10 protein-coding genes and 1 pseudogene are annotated in these 12,593 nt (G+C 65.5%); 3 read left to right on the forward strand and 8 right to left on the reverse strand.

The window, feature by feature from the left end:
* Positions 1-77: 77 nt before the first annotated feature.
* Together IEY49_RS07505 and IEY49_RS07510 are read right to left on the reverse strand one after the other, a co-directional pair.
* Positions 78-287, reverse strand: a complete 210-nt coding sequence (locus IEY49_RS07505) for a hypothetical protein (protein ID WP_189006118.1) — start codon at positions 285-287, stop codon at positions 78-80.
* Positions 288-746: 459 nt separating this feature from the next.
* Entirely contained in the window at positions 747-3,074 is a 2,328-nt protein-coding gene (locus IEY49_RS07510) for a LuxR C-terminal-related transcriptional regulator (RefSeq protein WP_189006120.1), read from the reverse strand.
* A gap of 442 nt (positions 3,075-3,516) precedes the next feature.
* On the opposite strand from IEY49_RS07510, the gene IEY49_RS07515 reads away from it, so the two are divergent.
* Positions 3,517-3,735: a hypothetical protein gene (locus tag IEY49_RS07515; RefSeq protein WP_189006122.1), complete on the forward strand. Its 219-nt coding sequence runs from the start codon at positions 3,517-3,519 to the stop codon at positions 3,733-3,735.
* Here IEY49_RS07515 and IEY49_RS07520 read toward each other — a convergent pair.
* The gene (locus tag IEY49_RS07520; RefSeq protein WP_189006124.1) at positions 3,724-4,056 is read right to left on the reverse strand and encodes a hypothetical protein; all 333 of its coding nucleotides are present in this window, start codon (positions 4,054-4,056) and stop codon (positions 3,724-3,726) included. The two genes, IEY49_RS07515 and IEY49_RS07520, sit on opposite strands and share 12 nt — an antisense overlap.
* Before the next feature lie 585 nt (positions 4,057-4,641).
* Between IEY49_RS07520 and dusA the strand changes: the two genes are divergently transcribed.
* Complete coding sequence (dusA, locus tag IEY49_RS07525) at positions 4,642-5,682, forward strand: tRNA dihydrouridine(20/20a) synthase DusA (protein WP_189006126.1); 1,041 nt, start codon at positions 4,642-4,644, stop codon at positions 5,680-5,682.
* Between the two features lie 55 nt (positions 5,683-5,737).
* Here the strand turns inward: dusA and IEY49_RS07530 are convergent, their stop codons facing one another.
* Positions 5,738-6,787 carry a M20/M25/M40 family metallo-hydrolase gene (locus IEY49_RS07530; protein ID WP_189006128.1) on the reverse strand — a complete coding sequence of 350 codons (1,050 nt, stop codon included), beginning with the start codon at positions 6,785-6,787 and terminating at the stop codon, positions 5,738-5,740.
* Positions 6,788-6,846: 59 nt separating this feature from the next.
* Here IEY49_RS07530 and apaG point away from each other — a divergent pair, with 59 nt between their 5' ends.
* Positions 6,847-7,254, forward strand: a complete 408-nt coding sequence (apaG, locus tag IEY49_RS07535; protein ID WP_189006131.1) for a Co2+/Mg2+ efflux facilitator ApaG/CorD — start codon at positions 6,847-6,849, stop codon at positions 7,252-7,254.
* Positions 7,255-7,479: 225 nt separating this feature from the next.
* Here the strand turns inward: apaG and IEY49_RS07540 are convergent.
* The 4 genes and pseudogenes from IEY49_RS07540 to IEY49_RS07555 all read right to left on the reverse strand — a co-directional run.
* Positions 7,480-8,688 (reverse strand): annotated as a pseudogene (locus IEY49_RS07540) (S8 family peptidase); the annotation flags it as partial.
* Between the two features lie 434 nt (positions 8,689-9,122).
* The gene (locus tag IEY49_RS07545; RefSeq protein WP_373291870.1) at positions 9,123-10,859 is read right to left on the reverse strand and encodes a GAF domain-containing sensor histidine kinase; all 1,737 of its coding nucleotides are present in this window, start codon (positions 10,857-10,859) and stop codon (positions 9,123-9,125) included.
* A 70-nt stretch (positions 10,860-10,929) separates the two neighbouring features.
* The gene (locus IEY49_RS07550; protein WP_189006137.1) at positions 10,930-11,688 is read right to left on the reverse strand and encodes an RNA methyltransferase; all 759 of its coding nucleotides are present in this window, start codon (positions 11,686-11,688) and stop codon (positions 10,930-10,932) included.
* A 35-nt stretch (positions 11,689-11,723) separates the two neighbouring features.
* Complete coding sequence (locus IEY49_RS07555; RefSeq protein ID WP_189006140.1) at positions 11,724-12,545, reverse strand: hypothetical protein; 822 nt, start codon at positions 12,543-12,545, stop codon at positions 11,724-11,726.
* Positions 12,546-12,593: the final 48 nt, after the last annotated feature.

Consider the following 12,593-nt stretch of genomic DNA (forward strand, 5'->3'; position numbering starts at 1 on the left):
AGCCATGGGGGCCAGGCCTGCGCGTATGGGTCAAAGTTGGCCGGGCAGCCTGGGACAGGCAGGCCCACGCAGGACCGTCACCCGGAGTTGTCCATGGTAGGGGCCGCAGCCACCGGCAGATGAAGCAGCTGACGGATCTGACGCACGGCCGCACGCACCCGCACCGACAGGCTGATGGTCTGCCGAACAGTCCCTGCCCTGAGCGCCGCTTCGGTAGCGGCCTCGCGGTGATAGCGGTTCAGTTTGTCCAGGCCACCGTTCAGGGTCGGGTCGAATTCGGCGCGCATACAGACACTCCTTGTGCGGGTGAGAGCTCAGAACGCGGGGCGGACCGCGACCATCAGGACGGCTCCTGGCTGGTCCGATGCCATACGGTAGTCGGACGGCCTCCTTCGGGGCATCGCCAGTGCTCGGGGGGGTAGGGAGATGTGACCCCTGACAGAATTGGGGGGGTGACGTCTGGCCAGAACTTTCGCTATTGCTGAGATCCTGTCCCAGCCGAACTGCACGCCGAAAACGGTCGCATGACGCTGCGTTGCCGTGCGCAGCCGAGCGGCATTCCAGAGCTGCCTATCGGAGCACACAGCTTGCCCGCTTCCTGCGCCGGGGCTGCAGGTCACCGGTTCTGCTGGAAGACGGACCTGTCTTTCCGGCAGCGGGAAGCATCCTGCTCCGGCCTGTTCCGCAGATGCCTGCCTTCCACACGGGTTCAGGCCACGAAGCACGGTGGTTCCCTATGGGTCAGGTCACTCGTACATATGGCGTTCGATGGCCCAGCGGGCAAGCTCCACGCGGTTGCGCAGCCCCAGTTTGCCCAGCATGCTCCCGACATGCTTGCTGACGGTTCCGGGACTGATGTTCAGGAGCTTGGCAATCCGCCGGTCGGGGTGTCCCTGAACCAGCAGGGCCAGAACTTCCAGCTCACGGCCGGTCAGCTCGGCGGGTGCAGGCGTTTCCGGGACAGCGCTGAATGGGTCTGCTTTCCTCTCAGGCGCCGTCTGCAGGGAACGTGCGAATGCGAACGCGGCGTCCCCGAGGGTGGTCAGGGGCAGATGCTGACCCGCATTCCACTCACTTTCAAAGGATTTCTTGCCCAGCTGCTCGCGCAACTCAGCGGTGGCGCGGCTGTACAACGCTTCCATATAACGTCCCGCGCCAGCAGGTCCCATTCGCCAGCCAGCGCCAAAAAACCGGACAGCCAGTTCGGGTCGGCCGACCCTCATCATGACCAGCGCAAGCCCCCTGGCATTGATGGAAATCAGGGGCGGGAACTCTTTTTCCAGCGCAAATTTCAGGCTAACAAGATAAGCCTCGGCCGCTTCACGGTAGTGCCCCAGGTGGCACAGGGCATTGCCGACGATGTCGTGGTGGGCCAGATGGGTGGAGATACCGGCTTGCCGGGCTTTGGCAAGGCTGTCATTGGCGTACTGGAGAGCCAGTTCATACTCGCCCAGTTCAAGCAGGCCGAAGGTGGCATTGTTCAGCGCGTTGTTGCACACCTGATGCAGCAGGGCGTCCGTGATGGCCGCTGGCCGCTTCCCCGGGGGCAGGGCCAGCAGTTCGCTGCACCGCCGGATCAGGTTCTGATTCGTGCGCACAGATTCGGCATTGTGGCCCCGCCAGTGCTCACCAATGGCCAGCCCCAGGTGACCGTACAACTCCTGCAGTACGTTTCTCTGCTCCAAGCTCACCTCCAGCAGCTCCCGCGCGCAGCTGGTGAAGGCTTCGGTGTCGCCGGTGGGAAGCAGGCATTCCATCATGGTGTGCAGCGCTCTGGGCCGCAGATGCCTGTGCTGGTCCGCCGGGAGTTCCAGAACGCGCCGGCACAGTTGCAGACCTTCCTGAAAGTAGCCGAAGGGAACCCAGATCAGGTGGATGCCCCCGAGATACCGCAATGACAGTTCAGCCTGCTGATGGTTGATCGCCCAGACCAGACCGGCGCGCATATTGAGGTAATCCGGGAGGTACCGCTCGCGGACGTCCTCGGGCGTGCCCGGCGCTCCATGGCCGGGCTGTGGCAGCACCGAAAGGTAGTGCCGCGAGTGCCGCTCGCGCCAGGCGTCGGCGCGGCTGCTTGAAGCCAGGTGCTCCAGAGCAAGCTCCCTCAGGGGCTGCAGCATCTTCCAGCGGGTGGCCGGGCCGGAGACCCGCTGCAGGAAACTCTGTTCCAGCAGCGCTTCGGCCCTGTCCAACACGTCCGGGCCGCCCCATACCACCACCAGGGCCTCCGGGGTGAAGCTGCCCTTGAACAGGGCGCAGCATTCCAGAACCTCCCGGTCCTCCTGGCTCAGCAGGTCGTAACTCCACTGCACGGCGGCCCGCAGAGAACGCAGCCGCTCCGGACGGTCACGGAAGTCGGCTTTCAGAAAGGCCAGGGGATGATCGAGCCTGCTTCTGAGGTCGCGCAGCGTGAAGCTCCGCAGCCGCGCAGCGGCCAGCTCGATGGCCAGCGGTACACCCTCAAGCGCCTTGACCAGGGCAACCACGTCCCGGGCGTTCTCGTCCGACAGCGTGAATTCCGGCTGGACGGCCCGGGCCCGGTGAACGAACAGGGCTACTGCCGGGCTGTCCTCCAGCGGCTTGCCGCGTGCAGGGAGAGGCAGTGGCTCCAGAGGGTATTCGGACTCATCATGCAGGCCCAGTGCGGCCCGGCTGGTGACCAGCAGCTGCAGGCTCTCCGCTCTGGCCAGCAACTCAGGCAGGTCGCCTGCAGCCCCCAGCACCTGTTCGAAATTATCCAGAATCAGCAGGACCCGCCGCCCCCCCACAGCCCGTGCAAGGGTGGAGAGCGCGGTCTCCAGGCGCTCTGGGGCAGGCAAGGTGGCCGCCACGGTTCCAAGAACCTGTTGTGGCTCCCGGACAGCAGACAGATCGACGAAGAAAACGTCGTCGTATTCAGCCTGGACCTGATGCGCCACAAGGCAGGCCAGGGCCGTTTTGCCGATGCCTCCAGGGCCACGGAGGGTCACGATCCGCGTGCCGCTGCGCAACATCAGCAGGATGGATTGCAGCTCACGCGTCCGGCCATACAGGGAAACGGCCGGAGGATGGGACGCCGCTTTCACGGTTTCCATAAGCGAGTGTAAACCCTGCCGGCTCGCTGTGAACTAATACGCATTCCGGCTGGGTTCTGTCACGGATTCAGGGTTCGGCCCGGCCAGAAGGGACCCACAGCGCCCCGCAGCAGAGCAGGCAGAATGCACACTTCTGGATTACACGTTTGCTTCTGCGAGTGTTGTCGCACGGCGCTGCTTCTCGTGGAGTGGAGGTGCTGTTCCGGTCTGGCTTCCGTTCCAGCGTTGGGGATGTGGCTTTCGCAGCGATCGTCCTTATTCCAGTTTTTCCTGCATTTCAGGTCTGCGGGACCAAGTGAACGGCTCGCCCTGGGCCATCCGAATGGGTTCCTGGTCTTTTATCCGCATGGCAGCCCGTTTCCTGCCTTACTAAGACCCATTGGCCAGTGAAGCTCCATCGTTCCCTCACCACCCGCACCGGCTGGCGCCCGAAAGTGTCGCTATGACCCACGATCCCAAAGACCGTCAGGGCGGCCTGCCCGAGGACGCCGGCAATAACATGAGCGAGCGCGCCGGGGATGCTGAACAGTACGTTCGTACCGGTATCGACACGGCAGGGGACCAGGCCGGACAGGGCAGCGAGGTCCCGCAGGGCGACACCCTGGACCGGGATGGAAGTGGCACGACGTTCGATGCCGGGACCCAGACTTCAGATCGCTGACGACACCTTTTCGACAATGCCTAGCTTCAGCAGGTAGGGGCGGGGACCCTGGCGCTGACCATAACGGCTGTACAGTTCCCGGAGTTCCTGTTCCAGGGCCCGGGCATCGTCAGCACTGAACCAGATTTCCGGCTCACACAGGGTAAACAACGGACCCAGTTCGGGATGGTCCGGGGGCAGCAACTGACCTGGACCCAGCGCGGAGAGGAAATCCACTGCGCCGTCGTTGCGGCGCTGCATGTGACGCCCGTAACTACTCGTGGCCCTCAACCGGGCCCGCGCCACATTGCGGGCGAACTCGGCAGCGCCGGCCCACTCCAATTCTTCCTGCTGGGCCTCCTGCGTATCGTGGGGGCGAGATCGTAGGGAATGAAATAGCTGGCGGCAGCCGAATGGTAAGTGGGCACCTGACGTCCGGCCCGCCGGGTCCCTTGTCCATGAACAAGGAAACCGAGAGCCAGCAGACGCTGCACCCGTTTGGACGTGGTGTTGACGCTGACCCCAGTCAACGCCGCCGCGTCGCTGACGGTGCATTCCTGACCTAGGAAAGCACTGATCAACGGTTGAGAAGCGGGACTGAGCAGAAACGCTGCCAGCGCCGACGAGGTGACCGTTGCGGCGGTCGGGGGTGCAGCGGGCATGAGGCCAGTCTGACATTCTGCTGCTTGAATGTCGTGCGTGCATTTCCAGCAGCCTGGCCTCAGGCTGCGGCGATGGACGAATCACTGACGCGATTACTTCTGGCCGAACAGGAAGCCCGTGCCCGGCGCTGGCGCGAGGAAGCCAGGGTAACCCATGAGCTGAACCGGCCCAGACCGCCAGCGTCTTGTGCCGTGCGGTCTCTGTTGCGATTGGGGTGTCTGTCGCTGGTGTGGCACCAGACCTGTGCCGTAAACTGCCGAGTCTATGTCTGCCGCCTCCCGCCCCTCCCGGACCCTGCCCCCTCACCGGCTGAGTGTGGCGCCCATGATGGACTGGACGGACCGGCACTGCCGGGTGTTTCACCGCACCCTTACCCGCCGCACGCTGCTGTACACCGAGATGGTCACCACCGGCGCCATTCTGCACGGCGACCGCGATCGCCACCTGGGATTTGACCGTGTAGAGCACCCGGTGGCCCTGCAACTGGGCGGCAGTGACCCAGCAGCCCTGGCTGAGTGCACCCGCATGGCCGAGGACTACGGCTACGACGAGGTCAACCTCAATTGTGGCTGCCCCAGTGACCGGGTCAGCAGCGGCTCGTTCGGTGCCTGCCTGATGGGTGCGCCGGACGTGGTGGCCCGCGCGGTGGAGGCCATGCGCGGCGCCACCGGCCTGCCGGTGACGGTCAAGCACCGTATCGGTATTGACGATCTTGACAGCTACGAGCACCTGACCCACTTTGTGCGGACAGTGGAGGCTGCGGGTTGCCAGACCTTCATCGTGCACGCCCGCAAGGCCTGGCTTTCAGGCCTGTCTCCCAAGGAGAACCGGGAAATTCCGCCGCTGCGGTATGAGGTGGTCGAGCAGCTCAAGGCCGACTTCCCGCACCTGACAGTGGTCCTCAACGGCGGCGTACTGGACCTGGCGCAGACCCGGCGCGCGCTGAGCTGGGCAGACGGCGTCATGATCGGCCGCGCCGCCTACCAGACCCCATTCCTATTGGCCACGGCAGATCAGGACATTTTTGGGGAGTCAGGCGTTCCGGTCACCCGCCGCGGGGCCATCGAAGCGTTCCTGCCCTACGTCGCGGGGCAGCTGTCTGCTGGCCAACCCCTGAACCGCATGATGAAGCACACCCTGGGTCTGTTTGCCGGTCAGCCTGGAGCACGCCACTGGAAACGCACCCTGTCGGAACAGGGCCACCGCGAGGGCACCGGGTTGGAGGTCGTGCGGGCAGCGCTGGAGGGCGTACCTGACGAGGTCCTAGACGCAGGGGCGGTCCTGACAGAAGCTCAACCGGCCTGAGCGCAAGAAGGGCGCCAGTCATCCATGACGGGCGCCCTTCTGCCTGCTCCTGGCTTTACCGCAGGAAACTGCTGCCTTCCTCCAGGCCGCGTACCCACGCCACGATAATGTCAATGCAGGCTTTGACATCTCTGGCATCGACCATCTCGTTGGGGCTGTGCATGTAGCGGTTGGGAATGCTGACCACGGCCCCGGGCACACCTTCACGCGAGAGCATCATGGTGTCCGCGTCCGTGAAAGTCAGGCGGGGGCTGGCCGAGACGCTGTAGGGAATACCCTCGCGCTCGGCAGCTTCTTTCATCTGCCGGAAAATCACCGGGCTGACCATGGCGCCCACCGTGAGGTTCGCGCCGCTGCCAAACGGCACCACGCCGTACTTCTCGGCCTTCACGCCAGGCTGGGTCGTCTCGTGCGTGACATCCACCGCCACGCCGGCGATAGGCCGCATCCGGTGGGCGGCGGTCTTGCTGCCGTACGAGCCGATCTCCTCCTGGCTGGTGCCCACTGCCACGATGCGGTGCTTCAGGTCCACGTCTTTGAGCGCGCGCAGGGCTTCGAGCACAATGAATCCGCCCACCCGGTTGTCCAGCGCCCGGCTGACGATCTTGTTCCCGACCATCACAGTCGGTTGTTCAATCACCGCGACCGTGCCTACCGGAATGCGATTTCGGGCGTCCTCGGCCGTCATATCTACGTCAATCCACAGATCCTCAAGCTTGCTGGCTTTGCTACGGTCGTCCTCATCCATCACGTGAATGGCTTTTTTGCCGATCACCCCGATCAGGTCACCCTCCGGGGCAAGCAGGCGCACACGCTGACCGACCAGCACCTGCGGGTCCCAGCCGCCCAGCGGCAGCACATGCAGGAAGCCCTGGTCGTTCACGTGGCTGACCATCAGGCCGATCTCGTCCAGGTGGCCGGTCAGGATAATCGCCGGGGCACCCTCCGGGCCCAGTTCGGCGTATACGTTGCCGTAGTGGTCCTCACTGGTCCGGGCAAAGGTGGCGGCTTCTTTGAGCCACACGTCGGCGGCCCGGCGCTCGAAACCGCTGGGTGCGGCCTCGCGCAGCAGGGCAAACAGAAAGTCCTGGTTGATTTCGCTCATTCGCCCGAGTCTACTGCCGGCTGACTTGCGCCCGTGCAGCCTGCCCGTAAACTGGCCGCATGACCCAGTTTCCCGACGTCCCTGAGCCGGACAGTCCTGAACCCGACATTCGCGTCAATGTGGAGGTCCAGCATCTGGGCCCGCGAAGCCGTGAGGGCCGTCAGGTGTTCACCTATGTCATTCGGATTGAAAACCACAGCGACCAGACCTGGAAGCTGCTTGCCCGGCACTGGGACATCCTGGACGCCACGGGACGCCACACCAGCGTGGACGGCGAGGGCGTGGTCGGAGAGCAGCCGGTGCTGCCACCCGGGGGCGCTTTTGTCTACGATTCCTTTGTGACCCTGGAAGCCACGCCGGGGCGCATGAGCGGGCATTACGTGATGCAGGACGCCTGGGACGTCCGCGCACAGGTACCCATTCCTGCCTTTGTACTGGACGTGCCTGGACGGCGGGTCCTGAACTGAACAGGGGATTCTGACCCGGTTATCGAACATCTCGGAACAGCTTCAGCGGGAAGGCAGGTGATCAGGGCTCTCTGTGGTCTACGTCCAGCTGGTTTGAGGGGCGGGCACAGTCCTGTTTTTCCCGACTTGCCTCTGCGGCTACCGGCGGTCCCAGGCCATGTACCAACCAAACAGAGAGGGCCCGTTATTCGGGCCCTCTCTATCTTAAAAATGCGCTGTTCAGAAGGAGTACAGCAGGCGGTTGGGGCTGCCGGTGCCGGCGCTGGTGACCTTGCCGGTGGTGGCGTTGTTGATGATGGCGCCGGTGACCGAGCTGGTGGTCGTGTTGCCCTTGGCGATGCGGATCGCGGCGGCACCTGCCACGTGCGGGGAGGCCATGCTGGTTCCGCTGATGGTGTTGGTGGCGGTGGTGCTGCCGATCCAGGTGCTCTTGATGTTGCTGCCCGGCGCGAAAATATCCAGGCAGGACCCGTAGTTCGAGAAGCTGCTGCGGGCGTCGGTGTTGGTGGTGCTGCCGACCGTGATGGCGTTGGCGGCGCTGGCAGGGGAGACGTTGCAGGCGTTCTGGTTCTCGTTGCCGGCGGCGACCACCATCACCAAGTTCTTGCTGGCTGCACTGTTGACGGCGTCATTGACTGCCTGGCTGTAGCCGCCACCCAGGCTCATATTGGCCACGGCGGTCGAGCTGCCCTTGTTGCTCACTGCCCAGTTCACACCGGCGATCACGCCGGAGTTGGTGCCGGATCCGCTGCAGTTCAGCACCTTGACCGCGATCAGGCGGGTGGCCTTGGCCACGCCCCAGGTGTTTGCGCCTACCGTGCCGGCCACGTGGGTACCGTGTCCCTGGCAGTCAGTGTTGTTGCCGTCGCCGGTGGTGTTGGTCCCCCACACCGCACGCCCGCCGAAGTCGGTGTGCGAGGTGTTGATGCCGGTGTCGATGATGTACACCTTTACACCGCTGGCGGTGGTGCTGTACGTGTAGGTGCCGCTCAGGGGCAGGCTGCGTTGGTCGATGCGGTCCAGGCCCCATGTGGCGTAGTTCTGGGTGGCGGTGGCGTGCATCATGCCGTCCTGCTCGATGTACTTGACGCGCGGGTCAGCCTGCAGCGCTGCCAGGTTCTGGGCGCTGAGCTTGGCCGCAAAGCCGCTGAGGGCCTGGCTGTAGATGTGCTGCACCGTGACGCCCTGCGGGTCGAGCTTCAGGCTGCTGATCAGGCCACCTGCATCCTGGGCGCTGAGGCTGGCTGCGTCGTCGTGGAACACGACGATGTATTGCCCCGGGATGGCTTCGGGGTTGCTGGTGCCCAGGATGGGGGTGGCGGTGCTGGCCTGGGAGGCCTCACTGGGGGTGCTGGCGCTGGGGGTGCTGGGCTGTCCGCAGGCGGCCAACAGCAGGCTGAGTCCAATCGTGCTCAAAACAATAGGTGTCTTCATCTGAACCTCCGGGTGGGATGCAGAAACTTCATGTGGAACTATGTTTTGCCGACTGGGTGGTTGTAGCACGCATGAGAAAAGATTCAATTTCTTGTTGTCTAGGCATCCGAAAAGTGACAAAATTTCCATTCACATGAAAATGTTACGGCGGATGTTAATTGCAAATGTTAAGTCAGCGTTTGAAGACAGTGAGGACCCTTCCCTGGTCTTTCTATTTATCCAGAGCAATGCAAGAGCTTTGTCAGGCCGGGTGAAGTAGGCGCTGCCGGGCTGGGTGTGAAGTTCCGGTGAAGGCGGCGACGGTCCAGCCATCTGTGACAGATCAGCAGCGTGTCAAGGAAGTGGCTGAGCTTCTCTACCTGGAAGGCTGCCAGGCATAGAGCTCTGGTCGGGCTCAGGACACGGATTCGGCTGGAAGCAGCCAGATAGGAAAATCAGGCCTGGGGCATCTCGGCTTCGACCAGCGTGCCGTGGTCCGGCGAGGACAGGACCCGGTAATGGCCCCCGCGCGCTTCGACCCTTTCGCGCATCTGCAGCAGGCCCAGCCCGCCAGCGCTGCTGACCCGGCCGCTGATCTGCTCAAGGTTGAAGCCCACGCCGTTGTCCTGAACCCGCAGGGTCAGGTGGGCTCCGCCGTGGAGGCTGACCCGTACCTCGCTGGCCTGGGCGTGTTTGGCCACGTTGTTGAGGCTCTCCTGAAGCAGCCGGAAGACCACCGCCTCGTCGCTGGGCGACAGATGAACGTCTCCGGTCACGGTCAGGGTGGCTCTGAGGCTGTTCTGCTCGCCGAAGTCCTCGACATAACGGCGCACGGTTTCCAGCAGGCCGTAGCGTTCCAGATCAATAGGACGCAGCGCAAAGATGCTGCGCCTGACCTCGCGGATCTGCTCGCGCAGCAACGCGGAGGCTGCACGGACCTCCGCCTCGGCCTGCACGGGGTCGCGGTGCATCTGGCGGGTGACGATGTCCAGCTTCAGCGCCGCAAAAGCCAGCGACTGCGCCACGCTGTCGTGAATTTCACGGGCGATCCGGGCGCGCTCGTCGCTGATGGCCAGTTCCTCGGAATACACGTGGGCACGTGCGTTGCGCACTGCGAGGGTGGCCTGCCCTGCCATCAGGGCCAGCAGCGGGACCCGCGCCTCGTCAAACGCCTGGTTCTGGCCGTCTCCGAGCATCAGGACGCCGACCAGTCCGTCCTCGTCGCGCATGGGCAGCCCCAGGACGCGCTGGGCTTCGGGAAACACCTCCGACGCCTCGGTGCCTTCGGCCAGCAGCGGCGTGCCAGCACTGGCCACGCGCTGCGCGAAGGTGGGTGCCGGGTTGCCGCCGCCGGACTCACCCCGGCGGTCCTGGGCGTACTCCAGCCGCAGGACGCCGTCCTGGTCGCTCAGATACACCGCGCGGGCCTCAGTGCCCAGCCGCTCGGCCATGATGCGGGTGACCCTGGAAAGTAGCCGGCGCATGTTGCGCTCGGCACGGATGCTCTGGTCCACGCTGTAGAGCGTCATCAGGTCCAGGGTGCGCTGACGCGCGGCCTCGACTCCATTGGCCACCTCGGCCGCCAGGGCGTGGGCCAGCGCTTCGGTCTCCGGGGCGGGCGGCAGCTCGAAATGTAGTGCCAGGGCGCCGCCCCCGGGAATGCTGACCGTCAGGGGGTGCAGCTCGGCCCCAGGGGTGGCCAGCAGCGTCTGGCCGCGTGCGGTGCCGCTCAGCCCTCCCGGGACGCTCAGGGTGGCGTGGGTCGCGCCGGTCACGCGCACCGCGCCGCGCGCCGCCACTTCCACCACCGCGCCCATGTCGGGGGCGTCGGTCAGGTCACGCATCAGTTCCTGCACGGCCCGCAGCCGCTCATGCGAGGCGGAGAGTTGCCCATACAGCACCCGCAGTTCCCGCTCGGCGCGTTCCCGGGCGCGGGTGCCCTCCGCGATCCATTCCACACTGAAAAACGTCACGGCAGGCCCCAGAAGGCCGTAAAAAAGCAGGTGCGCCCAGATCTCCAGGGTCTGGTCCCGCAACTGCAGGATCAGGGCCTCGACCACCACGACCACCAGCAGAATCAGGGGCGGCAGGACATTGCGCACCAGCCGCACGCGGTCCGACAGCTGGCCTCCCGCCGGGGCAGGCGGGGGCGTGACGGGCAACGCGGCGGGCAGGGCAGGGGACTCGGGCACCCCCCCAGCATACGGAGCGCGGCTCATCAGCGCCGTCACACCTCTCACAGCGTGGACACGGACACCTGCTTCAGTCCTCGTGTGCAGGTGCGGCGTCGGCAGCCCCGGAGCGCGCCGCCGTGGTGCCCCGCGCAGCGGCGTCTTCCACCTTCCACCTGACCTGCCGCAGAAAGCCGCGGAACAGTCGGCTCTCCGCGCTGCTCATCAGGCCGCGGTCCAGCAGGGCGCGCCACAGGCGCAGGGTGTGCCGGGCCCGCACCGCGTCGGTGTAGCCGATCAGGTGCATGGTTTCCTGAAGGTGGCCATACATGGCTTCCATTTCCTCACGGGTGGCGGTCTTGCGGCTGATCGGCGGGGGTTCGTCCTGACCCTGCAGGAACTCGTAGCAGACCAGCAGCACGGCCTGCGAGAGGTTCAGGCTGGCGTAGTCACCGGTCGGAATGCGGACCGTGACCTGGCACTGCTCCAGGTCGCTGTTGATCAGGCCGGTTTCCTCGGGGCCGAACACCAGGGCGGGCGCCGCCGCCTGCCGTACCAGCGGCCGGACCAGCGCAGGATGCCGCGGGGCGGGCAGGTCGGCGCGCAGGCGGGCGCTGGTTCCCACGCTGAGGTCGCGGTCGCTCAGGGCCTCGCGCAGCGTGGGAAACACCCGGGCGCCCCGCAGCAGGTCGGCGGCGTGCACAGCCATGGCCAGCGCCTGCGAATCCAGATAGTCGCAGCGTGGGGCCACGATACGCAGATCGCTGGCCCCCATGTTCAGCATGGCGCGCGCTGCTGCCCCCACATTGCCGGGCGTTTTCGGAGAGACCAGGACCACCGCGAGATTCACGTACCTGATCCTATCCTGCCCGGCGCCAGGAGCCATCAGCCTGCAGCGTAGATGGGATTTTCAATTTCCACGCCCAGTCCCAGCTGCAGATCTGCGGCCAGTTCCTCTGCCGTGTCTCCCCAGCTCTCGACGCTGACGTGCTCGAAGCCCCGGTCGCGGGCCAAAGCGCAGACCCCCAGCAGCAGCGCCGCACGCAGGCTGGTCGCGCGCAGGTCCTGACGAACCCCTGGCGCGTCGATGCGCACGTACCCTTCTTCCGGCGCGGCGCGGCAGATTCCGGCGGCGTGGCCCTGTTCGTCCAGCGCAATCAGGCTGAGGGTGGGGTCAAAGCCACCGGCGTCGTCCGCAGCCGCCTGAGGGATCACGGCGTGGTGACCGATCCGGTCCTCGTACGTGCCCAGGGCGTCCAGGCGGATGGCGATATCCGGCACCTCGGACAGGGAGTGCAGCGTCAGGCCGCCGGGCAGCGCAGCAGCTTCCTGTGGGGTGGGGCCGGCCAGCAGGCGGTAGGCAGCCACCTCGCGGTAACCAGCGGCCTCCAGCGCCCGGGCACTCAGCATGCCGCCGTCCGCGAAAGCGTAGACCGGCCCCCCGTCCTGCCGGGCCTGCAGGGCCAGGGCCGAGGCGACCTGCAGGGCGTGCAGGCCGAACAGCGCCCCGCCCACCACCTCCGAGCCGTGAGCCGGGCTGGGACGCAGCCCCACCGCTCCCAAGACCTCGCCTTCTTCTCCGTGGGCGATCCAGGCGGCTTCAAGTTCATCTGCCATCCAGGCCACTGCCTCCTGAGGCGCGCCGTACAGGGCGGCAAAGACGGGAGGAAGCTCCTCGGGACGGACAGGGGAGAGGGTGAACGTCACTCCCGGAGCCTAGCAGGGGCCTTGGAGGAACAGGAGTATTGCGGCGCC

This window comes from Deinococcus malanensis (assembly GCF_014647655.1).
Lineage (GTDB): Bacteria > Deinococcota > Deinococci > Deinococcales > Deinococcaceae > Deinococcus > Deinococcus malanensis.